Source organism: Mycobacterium sp. ACS4331 (assembly GCF_001667265.1).
GTDB lineage: Bacteria > Actinomycetota > Actinomycetes > Mycobacteriales > Mycobacteriaceae > Mycobacterium.
Map to the genome: position 1 here is coordinate 55690 of NZ_LZHW01000072.1, position 17243 is coordinate 72932.

Below are 17243 nucleotides of genomic sequence, written 5' to 3' on the forward strand. Positions count from 1 at the left end.
CTTGCCGCAAGTCCGCTGCGCGCGGCCCTCCATATTTGTCGGGGGCCCGGCGTAGTGTCGAAAGTATGTTCGAACTGCCGGTGGTGGGGCCCGACGCCGATGAGGCGGCGTTGGTGGCGCACATCGGTGCGTTGGAGACGTTGAAGGCGCAGGCAGCGGCGGCGCAGGCTCGTGCGACGGCTCAGTTGGTGCAGATGCGGCATGCTGCTGAGGCGGCGCGTGGGGTGCCTGTGGCGCGGCGTGGGCGCGGGTTGGCCACCGAGGTTGCGCTGGCCCGGCGTGACGCACCCGTCCGCGGCGGGCGGCATATCGGGATGGCCACCGCGCTGGTGGAGGAGATGCCGCACACCCTGGCCGCGCTGGAGTCCGGGGTGCTGACGGAGTGGCGGGCCACGCTGATCGTGCGGGAGTCGGCCTGCCTGAGCGTCGAGGACCGCCGAGCCCTGGACACCGAACTGTGCGCCGACCAGGGCGAGCTTGCGGGCTGGGGTGACGGGCGGGTGGCCGCCGAGGCCAAGTCGATCGCCTACCGCCTGGACCCGCACGCGGTCGTGGAACGGGCTGCCCGTGCCCGAGAGGACCGCCGCGTGACCATCCGGCCCGCGCCGGACACCATGACGTACCTGACCGCGCTGCTGCCGGTGGACCAGGGCGTGTCGGTCTACGCCGCCCTGAAACGGGAGGCCGACACCACCGGTGACGGTCGCTCGCGCGGCCAGATCATGGCCGACACCCTGGTCGAACGCGTCACCGGACGCTCGGCGGCCACCCCGACCCCGGTCGCGGTCAACCTGGTGTTGCCCGAGGACGCGCTGATCGGTGGGACCACGCCGGCGGTGATCTCCGACTACGGCCCGGTTCCGTCGGAGGTCGCGTGCCGGTTGATCGATGCCGCGGCCGGGGACGCGGAGTCGGGTGCGACGCTGCGGCGGTTGTACGCACGCCCGGCCTCGGGCGCGCTGGTCGCCGTGGAGTCACGCTCCCGGATCTTCCCCAAGGGGCTGGCCCGCCTGATCCGGTTGCGTGACCAACGGTGCCGCACACCCTTCTGCGACGCACCCATCCGCCATATCGACCATGCCCAGGGGGCCGCGACCACTGGCGCCACCTCGGCCCTCAACGGTGAAGGGTTGTGGGAGGCCTGCAACTACGCGAAACAGGCCGACGGGTGGCTGGTGCACACCTGGCTGGACCGCTCCGGCACACACACGGCGGAGTTCGTCACACCGACCGGCGCACGCTACCGGTCGGCGGCCCCGCCGGTGGTGCCCACGCCGCGGCCGGTCAGCGTGGTCGAGGAACGCCTCCGCGCCCAGCTGACCCCGCGGCATGCCGCCTGAGGTCAGGGGACGGGCAGTTCGGCAAGTTGCGTGAGTCGGATGCTGTTTCCGGACGGGTCGCGGAACCCGGCGTCGATTCCGTAGGGCGCATCGAACGGAGCCTCGGTGAACTCCACGCCGCGGGCCGACAGTTCGGCGTACGACTTGTGGCAGTCGTCGGTGGTCAGGAAGACCGTGCCGGCGAATCCCATGGCCACCAGGTCGAGGACCTGGCGCTGCACGCTGTCGTCCATCATCGGCGGGCCGGGCAGCGCCATCAGCACGATGCTCACGTCGTCCTGACCCGGCGGGCCTACGGTGAGCCACCGGAATCCCTCCATCTCCGGCAGTGAGATGTCTTGGCGCACTTCGAAACCGATCTTCTCGGTCCAGAACCTGCATGCGACTTCCTGGTCGTGCACCCACAGGGCGGCACTTGCGATCTTCATCATGATCGAGAACCTATGACGTGCTGGGGCGGCTCGTCTTCTCCTGATGTGCTGTGTTCGGCCGGGTGTGCAGGCGCAGCACGCAGTTGGGGACGCGGGCATACATCGACGCCGGCGGCATGCTGGCCCGGTAGGCCGCCGGCGGTTTCCCGTACACCCGCGCGAAGGTGCTCGTGAAGGACCCGACGCTGGAGAACCCGACCATGGTGCAGATGTCGGCCACGGAACGGTCGGTGTAGCGCAGCAGGGCCGAGGCGCGCTCCAGGCGCCGGGACTGCAGATAGGCGCTGGGGGACTCGCCGAACGTGCGGGTGAACATGCGGCTGAAATGCGCCCGCGACAACCCGGCCGCGGCGGCGAGGTCGGTCACGGTGATGGGCTCGCTGTAGCGCGCGTCGACGAAGTCCTTGGCGCGCATCAGGTAGCGCGCGGGCGGCAGCATGCAGCAATTATGGCCTGGCAGGGGGTGGCAGGGTAGTTTATTCCTCGCGAACGAGTTGGCTGGGCGGCCGCGGAGAAATTCGAGGAAAGTCCGGACTTCACAGAGCAGGGTGATTGCTAACGGCAATCCGAGGTGACTCGCGGGAAAGTGCCACAGAGAACAGACCGCCAGAAATGGTAAGGGTGAAACGGTGCGGTAAGAGCGCACCAGCACTCCGGGTGACCGGAGTGGCTAGGCAAACCCCACCCGAAGCAAGGCCAAGAGGTCGTGCCCAGCACGACTGCGCAGGCGCTCGAGGGCTGCTCGCCCGAGCCTGCGGGTAGGCCGCTTGAGGTACCCGGCGACGGTGTGCCCAGATGGATGGTCGCCGCTGAGGCTCCTCCGCAACGGAGAGCTCAGAACAGAATCCGGCTTACAGGCCAACTCGTTCGCCCCTACTTCATGGCCTTCCGCAGCGCCTTGAGCGCGGAGTCGAGTTGGTCCCGGCACCGTTGGGCGAGTTCCTCTTCGCGCTGGTGCAGCAGGCCGTAGGTGAAGGTGTCCTCGCCCGCGAGGTGCGCGGCCTCGGCTTGGGCCAGCAGGTGAGTGCGGCTCACGGTGGCGTCCTGGTGGTCGCCGAGCAGGCTCTGGATGGCTTTGGCGGCCTCCGAAACCCTGCGATCGCCGGTGGCGGCTGCGGTGTACCGCAATCGCTTGGCGCCCTTGCGGATCCGGTGCAGGGCTTCATCCCGATCCGGGGATTCCGCCTGCGCCTTCGCGGTCTTGGCGGCCTTTCGCACCCGCTTGTACGCCGAATCCAGGCTCACGGTCTCGCCATCGGCGGGTGGTGTGGTGACCACGTGTTCCAGCGCGTCGAGCAGCCGGAAGTACCGCGGCGTGCGCATCGCGGCAAGGGAACGTCGCAGCCCGGTCTCGTAACGTCTCCGGGCACCCTCGACGAGGCGCGCCCGGACCGGGCCCCGGACAAGGTCTGCGGGCAGGTCATTCAAGGCCTCGTCGTACTTCTCGGCGAGCACCTCAGCGTCGCGGGCCACCCCGAGAAGCGCGGCGAGCTGGCGCAGTTCGTCGAGGATCCACTCGTCGGTGTCGGAGTCCTCCTTGAGCAGGCTGCGCAGTTTGCGCGTGGTGACGCGCATCTGGTGGACGGCGTCGTCGGTGTCCGCGCGGACCGCGCGATCCCAGCTGATCAGCTCCTCGATCAGCTCCGTCACCGCGCGGTGGATCGGATCGTCGGACTCAACGCTCTCGGGACTGGGCGCGTTGAGCACCCGGGCCAGTTTCGAGCCGTGACCGGCCGGCGTCGCACCCGCGTCGAGAAGGCGGCGGCTGAGTCGGTCCAGCAGTTCGCGGTCGTCTGACTCGACCAGTTCGAGCTCCCACTCGCGCCACCGCTGCTCGGCGTCGCCGGCGCTCGCCACCACTTCGTCGTCGCAGAACTCCGCGAGCACGGCACCGTCGGCGCCGCGAAGCAGCTGCACACCGCGCGTGGTCGCGATCCGCGCCACCGGTTGCAGGGGCCGGTCGCGGACCACCGCAAGCACCACATCGCGCAGCTGCTCGGGCACCTCGTCGGTCTCCTCACCCAGCGGCAGCCGCACCTCGGTGCGCGCGTCCGGTCCGGCGGGCAGCTTGAGGTGCCAGCCCGCGTCCTCGCCGCCCGTGCGCCTGCGCAGAGTGATCCGTCGGCGCGCGAGGTCGTGTTCGGCGGTGTCGAAGTACACCGCGTCGAGGTCCTGCGTCGGCGCGAACTCCACATGGCTGATCGAGCTCAGACCGTCGAAGGATGGTGCGACTTCGGCGTTCTGGGCGTCGAACTTCAACTCGACCTCGGTGTGTCTGGTGGGTTCCGACTTCCGCTTAGCCACCCACCCAGCCTGCCACAGCTAGCTCGCCCGTTGCCCGCGGAACTCGCCCGCCTGCGCCCAGGCCTGGCGCTCGGCGTTGAACGCCGCGGCCTGGTGAGTGCCGAACGCCGCGATCGACCCCGCGTTGTCGGCGAGGAACTGCTGATACTGCGCCAGCGAGAACACTCCGTCCGTGATCTCCACCTCACCCCGCCCCGCGGCCATGTCGGCGCGCAGGTCGAGCAGTTCCTCGGCGCTGACGGGGTGGAAGCTGATCCGGTCGAAACAGCGCAGCAGCCACGGCGTGCCCGGTTCGAAGGAGCTCGACGAGTGCGGATGGCGGTGGTTCCACACCTGCGTGGTGCGTCCGACGAACTGGTAGCCGCCCGGGCCTTCCATGCCATAGATGCACAGGTAGGCCCCGCCGATGCCGACGGCGTTCTCCGGCGTCCACGTCCGCGCCGGGTTGTACTTCGTGGTGACCAGGCGGTGGCGCGGGTCCAGGGGAGTGGCCACGGGGGCGCCGAGGTACACGTCGCCGAGGCCGAGCACCAGGTACTGCGCCGCGAACACCGTGTCGTAGACCGCTCCGGTGTCGGCCAGGCCGTTGACGCGCCTGATGAACTCGATGTTGTCCGGGCACCACGGGGCATCGGGACGCACGCCGTGCATATAACGCTGGATGGCCTCGTGTGTGGCGGGGTCGTCCCACGACAGCGGCAACCGGACGGTGCGACTGGGGACGACGAGTTCCTCCGACGGAGGCAGGTCCGCGTCGAGCCGGGTGACCAACTCCGTGACCTCGGCGACCGACACGGCCGCCGGGTCGAACTGCACCTGCAGGGACCGCACGCCGGGCGTCCGCTCGGTGACCCCGGGCGCACCGAGTGCGCTCAGCCGTTCGTCGAGGACGTGGACGCGGGCGCGCATCGCCAGATCCAGTGCCATGGGGCCGTATTCGACGAGCACGGCCGCGTCACCGCTGCGTCGCAGCGTCACCTCGGTGCCGTCGGCTGAGGTGAACCGCTCAAGCACGCCGTCGTCGTTGTCCCCGGAGCTCGACAGCACCAGGGGGAAGGACGCCCGCCGGCCGATGTCGAGGGTGCGCAGCGACGGCGCGCGTTCGGCGCGCACGGCGACGAATCGGACCGAGTCGCCCGGGGCCATCTGACCCAGCTTCCAGCGGTCGCCGCTGACCACGGTGACCGGGCAGACGAACCCGCCCAGACTCGGGCCGTCGGGGCCGAGCAGAATCGGGGTGTCTCCGGTGAAGTCCAGGGCGCCAAAGCAGTACGCGTTGTCGTGGATGTTCGACGGGTGCAGGCCGGCCTCGCCGCCGTCGGTGCGGGCCCACTGCGGGCTCGGACCCTCCAGGCGGATACCGGTGCGGTCGGAGTTGAAGTGCACCCGGTAGTCGGTGTCGAACAGCGTGTCGATGTCGGTGCGGGTGAAGAACTCCGGCGCACCGTGTGGACCTTCGGTGACCGCCAGTTCCCAGCGATGACCGATGCTGGGCTGCTCCTCGATGGCCGCGCGGGCCTCGCGTCCCGGGCGCTCGGCGTGCGGATCTGCGCCGACGGTCAGCGCATCACCGGGTCGCAACGGTCGGCCATTGTGACCACCGAACGCGCCCAAGGTGAATGTGGCTGCGCTGCCCAGGTACTCGGGTTCGACGAGCCCGCCGGCGATCAGCACATAGCAGCGCATGCCCGGTCCGGAGACCAGGCCGACCCGAAGCATGCCTCCTGGCGGCACGGTGAGCGAACGCCATTGCGGGGCGGGGGCATCATCGACGGTGACCGGCACCGGTGCGCCCGCGACGCAGACCCGGCCTCCGGTGGGGAAGTGCAGTGCCAGGCCGCCTTTGGTGCACTCCAGTCCCGCGGCACCCTCCGGATTGCCCAGCACCCGGTTGCCGATGCGGAAGGACAGATCATCCATCGGCCCCGACGGCGGCACGCCGACGTGCCAGTACCCGGTTCGGCCTGGCCAGTCCTGGACCGTGGTCAGCAGCCCGGGCGCCGCGATCTCGACCGTGGTCATGATCCGGTGATCACCATCTGCACCGGCGTGGGGTCAAAGCCGTTGCACGGGTTGTTGATCTGCGGGCAGTTGGACACCAGCACCAGCGTGTCGATCTCGGCCTGCAGGGTCAGCGACTTGCCGGGGGCGGACAAGCCGTCCACGATGCCGAGTGTGCCGTCCGATTCGACCGGGACGTTCATGAAGAAGTTGACGTTCGACACCAGATCCCGCTTGCTCATGCCCCATCGGATCGCCTCGGCCAGGAAGTTCTCGGCGCAGGCGTGCTGGTGGACGGTGTGGTGGCCGTACCGCAGTGTGTTGGACTCCTTGGAGCACGCACCGGCGATGGTGTCGTGGTTGCCGACGTCGTCGGCCACGATGCGCACCAACGCCGTTCCGTCGCCCGCGCGCAGCACCGAACCGGTGGTCAGGAAGATGTTTCGCTGTGCGGCCACGGTGGCCTGCGCGCAGTATCTCAGCGCCGCGTCGGGGCGGTCACCGACGCCGATGCCGTAGAACAGCGTGTCGACGGCCTGATTGCCGTGCAGGTCGATGATCTGCAGGCGCTGGCCGGCCCGCAGGATCGCCGACCACGGCGCCCTGGCCTCCACGGTCTGGTCGAGTACGACGGTCATCATGCCCCCTCTGTGGTGTTCTGAGCTGCGGCCCAGGTGCTTTCGGTGTTGAACAGCGCGCGCAGGTACTCGGGGTCGGTGCTGCCGGGCACCGTCAGCTCCTCGTCGGCGCGCCAGGCGAGAACCTCGAGTGCGGTCGGTGCGGGGGCGGGGTCGAGCGGATGCGGGGTGTTGACCACCGCCACCACGACCGGCAGGTGGATCAGGAGTTCGACGGCCCCGCCGGGGCCCGACGTCCCCGTGAAGGTCACCGCGCCGTCATCGGCCACCCGTGCGCCCTTGAAGAACGACACCGACGGCGCGAGGTCGCGGATGTCCAGGCCGTGTTTGTGGAGGGCCAGCAGCATCGCGTCGCGGCCCGCGACGGTCATCCCGCACAGCGCGTCGTGGTGGACGGAGGTGTCGGACACCACCGTGGCCAGCACGCGGCCCTGGTCGGACAGCAGGGGATGGCCGGCGGTCAGGTACGCCTGCCAGGGCACCTTGAGGGTGTCGGCGACGTTGAGTCGCTCCCACGGTGCGTCGCTGCGGAAGAGCAGCACGTGTGCGCAGGCGCCGCCGTCGGGGTCGGCCAGGCGTAACCGGGTGCCGCGACCCACGACACGCGATGCGTACGAGCCTGCGGGGACGGACTCGGCCCACCGCACGGCGGTGTCGGCGACGCCGTCGGGGAGGGCGGGAATCGGCAGGTGGGCGTGGTCGGCCTGGGCCCGGGCGTGGGTCCGGGCGCCGTCGGTGGAGGCAGTGCTCATGCGGTGTTTCTATCACCCGACAGGTAATCCTGCAGTGCGAGCGGGAGCCGGGGTGCAACAATGACGCCATGTCCGACGACGGCAGAGGGCGTCCACGGCTCGCGCCGTCCCGTCGCCCAGGCAGAACCGCGCGTGAGGAGATCCTCGACGCGGCCGCCGAACTGTTCACCACCCGCGGCTACGCGGCCACCTCGACGCGCGCTGTGGCCAGCGCCGTGGGGATGCGCCAGGCGTCGCTGTATCACCACTTCGCGACCAAGGACGACATCCTCGACGCACTGTTGGCCGGCACCATCGACGAACCGCTCAGATTCGCCGAGGAACTCCTGGCGGATCCCGGTCCGGCGCCGCAGCGCCTGCACACCCTGACCTTCGGCGACGCGCGCCAACTGGCCTCCAGTAGATGGAATCTGGGCGCGCTCTACCTTCTGCCCGAACTGCGGGTCGAACGGTTCGCGGAGTTCCGTGCACGCCGCGATCGGCTGCGGGACGCCTATCGGCAGCTCGCCGGACTCGTCATCGGAGAATGCGACGGTCCGCCCGACGCGGCCGAATTGCCCTTCCGGCTGGTGGAATCCGTCATCAACCGGCGGTCCGACCACGGTGAGTGCTCGCCCGAGGCGCCCTGGGGGATCGCCGACGGCGCACTGCGCTGTGTGGGGTATCAGGGTGACCTCGCCACCCTGCGCAGGGGGACGGCCGAGAGGCTGCGCATCGCTGACGATAACGTCACCGTATGACTTACGAGACCCTGCACTTCGAGCAGTCCGGCTCGATCGCCCGCATCACCCTGAACCGGCCAGAGGCGGCCAACGGCATGAACGACGTCATGACGCGCGAACTCGCCCAGGTGGCCGCCGAGGTCGACGCGCCGGGCACCAAGGTCGTCGTGCTGACCGGTGCCGGTCGATTCTTCTGCGCGGGAGGGGATCTCAAGGCGATGGCGGCCTCACCCCTGGGCCCGGGCCGCTTCGTCCGGGGCATCGCCAACGACCTGCATCGGGCCATTGCGACGTTCGCCCGCATGGACGCTGTGCTGATCACCGCGGTCAACGGCACCGCCGCGGGGGCGGGGTTCTCGCTGGGCATCAGCGGTGATCTGGTGGTGGCCGCGAAGTCGGCCTCGTTCACCATGGCCTACACCAAGGTGGGTCTGAGTCCCGACGGGTCGGCGTCCTACTACCTGCCGCGCCTTGTCGGCGCGCGACGGGCGGCCGATCTGATGCTCACCAACCGGCGGCTGTCGGCCGACGAGGCCCAGGACTGGGGCCTGGTGAACTATGTGGTCGACGACGCCGAGTTCACCGCGCGGGTCGACGGCCTCGCCGCCGAGATCGCCTCGGGCTCAGCGCAGTCCGCGGCCGCCGTCAAGAAGCTGCTCGCGGTGTCGTTCGGCAACGGCATCGAATCGCAGATGGAACTCGAGAGCCGGTTCATCGCGGCCAACGCCGACGGACCGGGTGGCCGGGAAGGTATCGACGCGTTCCTGAACAAGCGTGCGCCGCAGTTCGACTGAGTCCGGCTAGAACGAGTGCTCGTCGGCGGGGAAGGCCCCGCTGGCGACCTCGTCGGCGTACTGCTTTGCCGCACGGCCCAATTCGGCACCGACATCGCCGAATCGCTTGACGAACTTCGCGGTCCGGCCCGCGGTCATGCCGGCCATGTCCTGCCACACCAGCACCTGCGCGTCACAGTTGGGGCCCGCACCGATGCCCACGGTCGGGATCGTCAGTTTGCCGGTGATCTGGGTTGCCAGTTCGGCGGGCACCATCTCGAGCACGACGGCCACGGCGCCGGCCTCGGCGACCGCGATCGCGTCGTGGATGGTCTGCTCACCGGCGTCGCCCCGGCCCTGGACGCGGAACCCGCCGAGGCCGTTGACGCTCTGCGGCGTGAACCCGATGTGTGCGATGACCGGGATGCCGGCCTGTGTCAGGGTGGCGATCTGAGCGGCCACGCGTTCACCGCCCTCGAGCTTGACCGCGTGCGCACCGGTCTCCTTGAGGAACCGGGTGGCGGTGGCCAGCGCCTGCTCGGGGCCCGCCTCGTAGCTGCCGAACGGCAGGTCGGCGATGACGAGTGCGTGCGGAGCGCCTCGGACCACCCCACGCACCAGCGGGATCAACTCGTCGATCGAGATCGGCACGGTGGTGTCGTAGCCGTAGACCACGTTGGCCGCCGAATCGCCGACGAGCAGGACCGGGATCTCGGCGTCGTCGAACACGCGGGCGGTCGAGTAGTCGTATGCGGTGAGCATGGCCCACTTGTGGCCTTCGCTCTTCCATTGCTGCAGGTGATGGGTGCGCACCTTGGTGCGGGGTCTGCTGGATTCCTGGGCAGCGCCGTATACAGACATCTTTGTCCTCAAAGTGTTGTTGTCGGGTCGATCCTCGTGGCCCATCCGGGTCCCCGGGTCGTCTGACCACGCCAGTCTGCCACCGCGGCGGCGCCACGTGAAGTGGCGGATGAGTGGACTTCCTCACAATGGCGGGGCAACCCGCCTACCATCAGCTTCCATGCCGGGATACCAGAGGCTGAGCGGCCTCGACGCAAGCTTTCTGTACCTGGAGACGGCGAGTCAGCCGCTGCATGTGTGCTCACTGCTCGAACTCGACACGGCCTCCATCCCGGGCGGATACACGTTCGACAAGCTCAGGGACGCACTCGCGGTGCGGTTGCGGGCCCTGCCGGAGTTCCGCGAGAAGATCACCGACTCGTTTCTCAACCTCGACCATCCAGTCTGGGTGGAGGACAAAGACTTCGACGTCGACCGTCATCTGCATCGGATAGGCCTGCCGTCGCCGGGCGGGCGGACCGAGTTGGCGGAGATCTGCGGGCACATCGCGTCACTGCAGCTGGACCGCACCAGACCCCTGTGGGAGATGTGGGTCATCGAGAACATCGCGGGCACAGATGCGCACAAGGGTGGGCGAATCGCGGTGATGACGAAGGTCCACCACGCCGCGGTCGACGGTGTGACCGGCGCGAACCTGATGTCGCAGTTGTGCAGCACTGAACCCGACGCGCCGGCGCCTGAACTCGTCGAAGCCCCCGGAGGTGCGGGGCAGTTGGAGATCGCGGTGCGCGGACTGGCGCGGTTCGCGACGCGGCCGGTGAACCTGGCCACCCGGGTGATTCCGAACACCGTCAGCACGGTCGTCGACACCGTTCGTCGTGCGGTGAACGGATCGGCGATGGCCAGCCCGTTCCGGGCCCCGCAGACGGCGTTCAACGCCAGCATCACCGGGCACCGCAACATCGCCTACGCCCAACTCGACCTCGAGGACGTCAAGCGCGTCAAGAACCACTTCAACGTCAAGGTCAACGACGTCGTGATGGCGCTGGTGTCGGGGGTGCTGCGCCAGTTCCTGATCGACCGCGGCGAGCTGCCCGAGAGTTCGCTGGTGGCCATGGTGCCGGTGTCGGTGCACGGCCGGTCGGACAGGCCGGGCCGCAACAAGGTGTCCGGGATGTTCGCGAGCCTGCACACCGAGATCGAGGACCCGGCACATCGCATCAAGGCCATCGCGGAGGCGACATCGGTTGCCAAGGAACACAGCTCGGCGATCGCGGCCACGCTGCTGCAGGACTGGTCCCAGTTCGCCGCGCCCGCAGTGTTCGGCGTCGCGATGCGCGTCTACGCCGGCACCCGGCTGACCGAGGCCAGGCCCGTGCACAACGTGGTGCTGTCCAACGTTCCGGGACCACAGGAACCGCTCTACTTCCTCGGTGCCGAAGTCAAGGCGATGTACCCGCTCGGTCCGATCTTCCACGGGTCGGGGTTGAACATCACCGTGATGTCCTTGAGCGGCAAGCTCAACATCGGGCTGATCTCCTGTCCCGAACTGCTGCCCGACCTGTGGAACATGGCCGACGATTTCGCTGTGAGCATGGAGGAGCTGCTCGCGGCGGCGCGCTGACAGGAGTTGCGCGGGCTTCATGGCAGCATGGACTGCCATGAGCCTGATTCGCCCTGTTTCGATCCCGCGTGGCCGTATGCTGCGCGCCACAGCGATCGTTACGGCGGTGACATCGGTCGCGCTCGGCGGTGTCGGCTGCGCCAGAGTGGTGGACGGGCAGGCCGCCATGGCCGAACCCCGCATCGGCGAGCCCGTGCGGTGGGAGGAGTGCAAGTTCACCGGTGGCGGCGACGTGAAGCTGCCGCCCGGTGCCGAATGCGGTCGCATCGCGGTGCCGGTGGACTACTCCAAGAAGGACGACCCTGATGCGCCGGTCGCGCAGCTGGCGATGATCCGGTTCCCCGCCACGGGGCAGAAGATCGGTTCCCTCGTGGTCAACCCGGGCGGGCCCGGTGAGTCCGGCATCGAGGCCGCGATCGGCATGGTCGAACTGCTGCCGCCGGCGGTGCGGGAGAAGTTCGACTTCGTGGGCTTCGACCCGCGTGGCGTCGCGTCGTCGACTCCGGCGCTGTGGTGCAACTCCGACGAGGACAACGACCGACTGCGCGCCGAGCCCCAGGTGGAGTACACCCCGGAGGGGGTGGCGTGGCTCGAGAACGAGACCAAACAGTTCATCCAGCGCTGCGTCGACAAGATGGGCAAGGAGTTCCTGGCCAACGTCGGCACCGACAACGTCGCCAAGGACCTCGACCAGATCCGCGAGGCGCTCGGTGACGACAAGCTGACCTACCTGGGCTACTCCTACGGCACGCGCATCGGGTCGGCCTACGCCGAGCAGTTCCCGCAGAACGTGCGCGCGATGATCCTCGACGGCGCCGTCGATCCCAACGCCGATCCTGTGCAGGCCGACATCGACCAGGCCGCGGCGTTCCAGGAGGCGTTCAACGACTACGCGGCCGACTGCGCCAAGGATCCGACCTGCCCCTTGGGCACCGACCCGGCCAAGGCCGTCGACGTCTACCGCGACATGGTCGGGGCCCTGGGCACCAAATCGGCGCCCACCAAGGATCCGCGGGGGCTGTCCTACAGCGACGCCGTGGTGGGCACCATCATGTCGCTCTACTCGCCGGCGTTGTGGCGGCACCTGACCCAGGGTCTGACCGAACTGCGCAACGGCAGGGGAGACACACTGCTGGTGTTGGCCGACATGTACATGCGCCGCGACCGCGAGGGCCATTACACCAACGCCACCGATGCCCGGATCGCCATCAACTGCGTCGATCAGCCCGCGATCATGGACCGCGCCGTCGTCATCGAGCAGGACCGCAGGATGCGTGAGGTCGCACCGTTCATGAACTACGGCGAGTTCACGGGTGACGCGCCGATGTCGACCTGCTCGTTCTGGCCTGTGCCGCCGACCAGTGAGCCGCATGAGGTGTCGGTGCCGGACCTGGCGCCCACCCTCGTCGTGTCCACCACGGGTGACCCCGCCACGCCGTATCAGGCCGGCGTCGATCTGGCCAGGCAGCTTGGCGGGGGCCTGATCACGTTCGAGGGCACGCAGCACACCGTGGTGTTCCAGGGCGAGTCCTGTGTCGACGACATGGCCGCCGCCTACCTGATCGACGGGACCCTGCCGCCCCAGGACGCCAAGTGCTGACGCGGCGGTTCCGGGAGCTTGACCGTACCGATACCGGAGCGTGACCACCCGCGGTCCGCACGGCCGAGACCGGCATGCAACGATGGGCGGCATGCAGCGTTCAAAACGATGGGGCTGTGCGCTGCTCACCGCCGTGCTGTGGTTTGCGGCGCCAGCGTCAGTGGCCATGGCGGAGCCGGAACCTCCTGTGCCGCAGGCAAATTGGGGCTCGTGCGATCAGTTCTTCGGCGGTGACGTCGGCTTGCTGACGGCGCAGTGCACCATGCTCGCGGTCCCGCGAAGCTACGACGATCCCGACGGCGCGACGGTGGATCTCGCGGTGATCCGCGTCCCTGCCGCGGGCGAGCGGATCGGTGCGCTGTTCGTCAACCCGGGTGGTCCCGGAGCCTCCGCGGTGGACACCGTCGCCGGCATGGCCGCGGCGCTGGTGGGCTCGCCCATCAACGAGCACTTCGACTTCGTCGGCTTCGATCCGCGCGGTGTCGGCCACTCGACCCCGGAACTGCGCTGCCGCACCGATGCCGAATTCGACGCCTGGCGTCGCGAACCGATGGTCGACTTCAGTCCGGCGGGCGTGGCCCACATCGAGTCGCTCTACCAGCAGTTCGCGCAGCAGTGCGCGACCCGGATGGGCACGGACTTCCTCTCCGCGATGGGCACCCGGGAAGCCGCGCACGACATGGAGACCATCCGTCGGGTGCTCGGCGACGAGAAGATCAACTACCTGGGTTTCTCCTACGGCACAGAGATCGGCACGGCCTACGTGTCGCGGTACGGCCAGCATGTGCGCGCCATGGTCCTCGACGGCGCGGTCGACCCCAGCATCGATCCCGTCACCAAGAGCATCAACCAGATGGGGGCGTTCCAGCGGGCGTTCACCGACTACGCCGCCGACTGTGCTCAGACCGCGGGATGTCCACTGGGGCAGGACCCGTCCCAGTGGATCGACCGCTACCACCAGCTGATCAACCCGCTGGTGGCCAAGCCCGCCTACACATCGGACCCGCGCGGTCTGAGCTACGCCGACGCCATCACCGGGACGTTCAACGCCCTCTACACCCAGCACCTGTGGAAGTACCTGACCAGCGGACTGCTCGGCCTGGCGCGCGGCACCGACGCGGGGGATCTGCTGCTGCTGGCCGACGAGTACCAGGGCCGCGACAGCAGCGGGCACTACCGCAACGTCCAGGACACCTTCCATGCGGTGCGCTGCGTGGACGCACCCTCGCCGACGGACCCGGCCGTGTGGGCCGCGGCCGACCAGCGCATCCGCGAGGTCGCCCCGTTCGCGGCCTACGGCGAGTTCACCGGCTACGCCCCACGCGACATCTGCGCGTTCTGGCCGGTCCCCGCCACGTCGGCCCCGCACGAGGCGCCGCCCGCCCCGCCGGGGTCGGTCGTCGTGGTGTCGACGACGCACGACCCCGCCACCCCGTACGAAGCAGGTGTGAGCCTGGCGCGCCAACTGCAGGCGCCGCTGATCTCCTTCGAGGGCACGCAGCACACCGTGGTGTTCAACGGTTTTGAGTGCATCGACAGCGCGATCGTGGACTACCTCGTCGACGGAGTGGTGCCGGGCAACCTGCAGTGCGCGGCGTGATCACCGCCGATAGGCGACCATCTCCCGGGAGAGCAGCCTGCGCTGGCGGTGTTCGCGACTGCACGCCACAGCCAGGACCGTCAACAGCAGCCAACTGACCAGCGCGCTGGCAAGCACCAGGACGAAGGCCGCCCACGCCCCGCCGGCGAGGTGCTGGGATGCGGTCTGCTTGGACCACAGGCGCCAGTAGATCATCAGGTTGACGGTGAGCCCGACGCCGTAGGACACCGCGAAGGACAACAGGTAGGGCTTCCAGGTGCCGTCCCGCAGGCGCGCCGAAATCGGTTCGTGGCGCAGCGGATACAGCACCGACAGCACGTTGCCCACGCCCAGCCAGATGAAGACCATGGTCAGCAGCTGGTCGACCATCGCGATCGCGTTGCCGTCGCCGATGATGGTGAGCAGCGCGATCACCGGCAGGCCCGCCAGCACCACCAGCGCGGCCATCGCGAGGTTCTTCGCCACCAGGATCCGCCACAGCGATTCCCCCGAGACCAGCGCATCGCGCACCCGCTGCGCCTCGAAGCACAGCGCGTTGGTGCACACCACGCTGCCGACCACCGCCGAGAACAGATACAGCGTCAACCGTCCCGCGTCGTACCGGGAGAAGCCGGTGAGGTGGTAGAAGGCGACCAGGGACAGGGCGAGGCCGAGGGTGATCGCGATGCGCAGCGCGATCGCGCGGGGCCGGTCGGCGACGATGTGGCGCAGCTCGTCGGCCACCATCCGGCCGAGACGGTCCAGCAGCGCGGGGAAGGCCCGCGCGGCGTCGCGGCGTGCGACGGTCGCGGGTCCGGCGTCGCCGAGCGCGACACCGCGCGCCTGGGCCGTGGTCCGGACGGCCTCGGCAACCGCCGCACGGGCCAGCGCGACCGCGGCGACGGCGTTGGCGGCGGCCTCCCGCGGCGTGGCGGTCAGGGTGCGCGCCGCGGCCGACGCCCGGGCCTGATCCTCCAGCCGTGCCTGCCACAGCGGCGACGCCCCGGACGTCGCGATGTCCTCGGTCTGGTACAGCGTCAGCAGGTCGGCGTCAGCCTGGGCGGCCAGAGCGGAAAGCTGCCCGTGGTCATCCCATTCGGCGGCCGCCGCGGCGGCGTCGACGTTTCGCACCACATCGGCGAGGGTGCGCAGCTCCTGCACTGCGGCCAACGCCGCCGGCGCATCGGTGGTCGCGTCGGTCGGGGCGGTGTGCGGAGGCGGGGCCGGTGGCTCGGGCTGCGGGATCACGGACACACTTCATTCTCACAGGCTTTCGCCGCCAACAGCGACACGCCTGTAACACAGATTTAACAGGTACTGCATACGCTCGCGGACATGGATCGTCAGAAGGAGTTCGTGCTCCGTACGCTGGAAGAACGGGACATCCGCTTCGTCCGGCTGTGGTTCACCGATGTGCTCGGTTTCCTCAAGAGTGTCGCGATCGCACCCGCCGAACTCGAGGGGGCCTTCGAAGAGGGCATCGGCTTCGACGGCTCGTCGATCGAGGGCTTCGCGCGCGTGTCGGAGTCCGACACCGTCGCCCGACCCGATCCGTCCACCTTCCAGATCCTGCCCTGGACCACCAGTGGCGGAGACCATCACTCGGCCCGGATGTTCTGCGACATCACCATGCCCGACGGGTCCCCGTCGTGGGCCGACTCCCGGCACGTCCTGCGCCGCCAGCTCGCCAAGGCGGGCGACCTCGGTTTCTCCTGCTATGTGCACCCCGAGATCGAGTTCTTCCTGCTCGAGCCCGGACCGTACGACGGCAGTGTGCCCGTGCCGGCCGACAACGGCGGCTACTTCGACCAGGCCGTGCACGACTCGGCGCCCAACTTCCGTCGGCACGCCATCGACGCGCTCGAGTCGATGGGCATCTCGGTCGAGTTCAGCCATCACGAGGGCGCGCCGGGCCAGCAGGAGATCGACCTGCGCTACGCCGACGCGCTGTCGATGGCCGACAACGTCATGACCTTCCGGTATGTGGTCAAGGAGGTCGCGCTCGGAGAGGGCGTGCGGGCGTCGTTCATGCCCAAGCCGTTCGGTGAGTATCCGGGTTCGGCCATGCACACCCACATGAGCCTGTTCGAGGGCGAGACCAACGCCTTCCACAGCCCCGATGATCCGCTTCAGCTCTCCGACGTCGGCAAGTCCTTCATCGCCGGCATCCTCGAACACGCCAGCGAGATCAGCGCCGTCACCAACCAGTGGGTGAACTCCTACAAGCGTCTGGTGCACGGCGGCGAGGCCCCCACCGCCGCGTCCTGGGGCGCGGCCAACCGGTCGGCCCTCGTGCGGGTCCCGATGTACACGCCGAACAAGTCGTCGTCGCGTCGCGTCGAGGTGCGCAGCCCGGATTCGGCATGCAACCCGTATCTGACCTTCGCGGTGCTGCTGGCCGCCGGCCTTCGCGGCGTCGAGAAGGGGTACGTGCTGGGTCCCCAGGCCGAGGACGACGTCTGGAGCCTGACCAGCGAGGAGCGGCGCGCGATGGGCTACCGCGAGCTGCCCAGCAGCCTCGGCAACGCCCTGGCCGCCATGGAGAACTCCGAACTGGTCGCGGAAGCGTTGGGGGAGCACGTCTTCGACTTCTTCCTGCGCAACAAGCGCGCCGAATGGGAGACCTACCGCAGCAGCGTCACGCCCTACGAACTCAAGCAGTACCTCTCTCTTTAGCC

General features: G+C 69.0%; 15 protein-coding genes and 1 other RNA gene. 8 read left to right on the top strand and 8 right to left on the bottom strand.

Annotation, left to right across the window (positions count from 1 at the left end; all coding sequences use genetic code 11):
- Positions 1-65: 65 nt before the first annotated feature.
- On the top strand, positions 66-1340 hold the full coding sequence (locus A5727_RS16610; RefSeq protein ID WP_068251622.1) for a 13E12 repeat family protein: 1275 nt from the start codon (positions 66-68) through the stop codon (positions 1338-1340).
- Positions 1341-1342: 2 nt separating this feature from the next.
- Here A5727_RS16610 and A5727_RS16615 read toward each other — a convergent pair whose 3' ends face one another.
- Positions 1343-1771: a VOC family protein gene (locus A5727_RS16615; protein ID WP_068251626.1), complete on the bottom strand. Its 429-nt coding sequence runs from the start codon at positions 1769-1771 to the stop codon at positions 1343-1345.
- A 10-nt stretch (positions 1772-1781) separates the two neighbouring features.
- Positions 1782-2210, bottom strand: coding sequence for a helix-turn-helix domain-containing protein (locus A5727_RS16620; protein WP_068251628.1), 429 nt, complete (start codon positions 2208-2210; stop codon positions 1782-1784).
- A 51-nt stretch (positions 2211-2261) separates the two neighbouring features.
- Here A5727_RS16620 and rnpB point away from each other — a divergent pair.
- Positions 2262-2641, top strand: an RNA gene (gene rnpB / locus A5727_RS16625) — RNase P RNA component class A.
- A 3-nt stretch (positions 2642-2644) separates the two neighbouring features.
- Here the strand turns inward: rnpB and A5727_RS16630 are convergent.
- From A5727_RS16630 to A5727_RS16645, 4 genes are read right to left on the bottom strand one after another with little or no spacing between them, the layout of a single operon-like run.
- A complete protein-coding gene (locus A5727_RS16630) occupies positions 2645-4075 on the bottom strand; it encodes a CYTH and CHAD domain-containing protein (RefSeq protein WP_068251631.1) in 1431 nt (476 codons plus the stop codon).
- A gap of 18 nt (positions 4076-4093) precedes the next feature.
- On the bottom strand, positions 4094-6100 hold the full coding sequence (locus A5727_RS16635; protein ID WP_068251634.1) for a 5-oxoprolinase/urea amidolyase family protein: 2007 nt from the start codon (positions 6098-6100) through the stop codon (positions 4094-4096).
- Positions 6094-6717 carry an urea amidolyase associated protein UAAP2 gene (locus A5727_RS16640; RefSeq protein ID WP_068251637.1) on the bottom strand — a complete coding sequence of 208 codons (624 nt, stop codon included), beginning with the start codon at positions 6715-6717 and terminating at the stop codon, positions 6094-6096. The genes A5727_RS16635 and A5727_RS16640 overlap by 7 nt, the downstream gene beginning before the upstream one ends.
- Entirely contained in the window at positions 6714-7466 is a 753-nt protein-coding gene (locus A5727_RS16645; RefSeq protein WP_068251640.1) for a DUF1989 domain-containing protein, read from the bottom strand. Before A5727_RS16645 ends, A5727_RS16640 begins: the two co-directional genes overlap by 4 nt.
- Positions 7467-7534: 68 nt before the next feature.
- On the opposite strand from A5727_RS16645, the gene A5727_RS16650 reads away from it, so the two are divergent.
- Positions 7535-8206, top strand: a complete 672-nt coding sequence (locus tag A5727_RS16650; RefSeq protein ID WP_068251642.1) for a TetR/AcrR family transcriptional regulator — start codon at positions 7535-7537, stop codon at positions 8204-8206.
- Positions 8203-8982, top strand: a complete 780-nt coding sequence (locus A5727_RS16655; RefSeq protein ID WP_068251646.1) for an enoyl-CoA hydratase/isomerase family protein — start codon at positions 8203-8205, stop codon at positions 8980-8982. Before A5727_RS16650 ends, A5727_RS16655 begins: the two co-directional genes overlap by 4 nt.
- Positions 8983-8988: 6 nt before the next feature.
- On the opposite strand, the gene panB is transcribed toward A5727_RS16655, so the two are convergent.
- The gene (gene panB, locus A5727_RS16660; RefSeq protein ID WP_197507682.1) at positions 8989-9822 is read right to left on the bottom strand and encodes a 3-methyl-2-oxobutanoate hydroxymethyltransferase; all 834 of its coding nucleotides are present in this window, start codon (positions 9820-9822) and stop codon (positions 8989-8991) included.
- A 160-nt stretch (positions 9823-9982) separates the two neighbouring features.
- Here panB and A5727_RS16665 point away from each other — a divergent pair, with 160 nt between their 5' ends.
- From A5727_RS16665 to A5727_RS16675, 3 genes are all read left to right on the top strand, one after another.
- Positions 9983-11386, top strand: a complete 1404-nt coding sequence (locus A5727_RS16665; RefSeq protein WP_068251658.1) for a WS/DGAT/MGAT family O-acyltransferase — start codon at positions 9983-9985, stop codon at positions 11384-11386.
- A gap of 76 nt (positions 11387-11462) precedes the next feature.
- Positions 11463-12986, top strand: a complete 1524-nt coding sequence (locus A5727_RS16670) for an alpha/beta hydrolase (RefSeq protein ID WP_231992114.1) — start codon at positions 11463-11465, stop codon at positions 12984-12986.
- A 91-nt stretch (positions 12987-13077) separates the two neighbouring features.
- The gene (locus A5727_RS16675; protein WP_068251730.1) at positions 13078-14586 is read left to right on the top strand and encodes an alpha/beta hydrolase; all 1509 of its coding nucleotides are present in this window, start codon (positions 13078-13080) and stop codon (positions 14584-14586) included.
- Here the strand turns inward: A5727_RS16675 and A5727_RS16680 are convergent, their stop codons facing one another.
- Positions 14587-15813 (bottom strand): ABC transporter permease, encoded by a 1227-nt coding sequence (locus A5727_RS16680; protein ID WP_231992110.1) that lies wholly within the window; start codon positions 15811-15813, stop codon positions 14587-14589.
- A gap of 87 nt (positions 15814-15900) precedes the next feature.
- Here A5727_RS16680 and glnA point away from each other — a divergent pair, with 87 nt between their 5' ends.
- Positions 15901-17241, top strand: a complete 1341-nt coding sequence (glnA, locus tag A5727_RS16685) for a type I glutamate--ammonia ligase (RefSeq protein WP_068251664.1) — start codon at positions 15901-15903, stop codon at positions 17239-17241.
- Positions 17242-17243: the final 2 nt, after the last annotated feature.

Bases quoted from the DNA above. Each gene is read 5' to 3' on its own strand.
- A5727_RS16610 (WP_068251622.1), top strand. From the start codon at position 66: ATGTTCGAACTGCCGGTGGTGGGGCCCGACGCCGATGAGGCGGCGTTG.
- A5727_RS16615 (WP_068251626.1), bottom strand. From the start codon at position 1,771: ATGATGAAGATCGCAAGTGCCGCCCTGTGGGTGCACGACCAGGAAGTC.
- A5727_RS16620 (WP_068251628.1), bottom strand. From the start codon at position 2,210: ATGCTGCCGCCCGCGCGCTACCTGATGCGCGCCAAGGACTTCGTCGAC.
- A5727_RS16640 (WP_068251637.1), bottom strand. From the start codon at position 6,717: ATGATGACCGTCGTACTCGACCAGACCGTGGAGGCCAGGGCGCCGTGG.
- A5727_RS16645 (WP_068251640.1), bottom strand. From the start codon at position 7,466: ATGAGCACTGCCTCCACCGACGGCGCCCGGACCCACGCCCGGGCCCAG.
- A5727_RS16650 (WP_068251642.1), top strand. From the start codon at position 7,535: ATGTCCGACGACGGCAGAGGGCGTCCACGGCTCGCGCCGTCCCGTCGC.
- A5727_RS16655 (WP_068251646.1), top strand. From the start codon at position 8,203: ATGACTTACGAGACCCTGCACTTCGAGCAGTCCGGCTCGATCGCCCGC.
- panB (WP_197507682.1), bottom strand. From the start codon at position 9,822: ATGTCTGTATACGGCGCTGCCCAGGAATCCAGCAGACCCCGCACCAAG.
- A5727_RS16665 (WP_068251658.1), top strand. From the start codon at position 9,983: ATGCCGGGATACCAGAGGCTGAGCGGCCTCGACGCAAGCTTTCTGTAC.
- A5727_RS16670 (WP_231992114.1), top strand. From the start codon at position 11,463: ATGCTGCGCGCCACAGCGATCGTTACGGCGGTGACATCGGTCGCGCTC.
- A5727_RS16675 (WP_068251730.1), top strand. From the start codon at position 13,078: ATGCAGCGTTCAAAACGATGGGGCTGTGCGCTGCTCACCGCCGTGCTG.
- glnA (WP_068251664.1), top strand. From the start codon at position 15,901: ATGGATCGTCAGAAGGAGTTCGTGCTCCGTACGCTGGAAGAACGGGAC.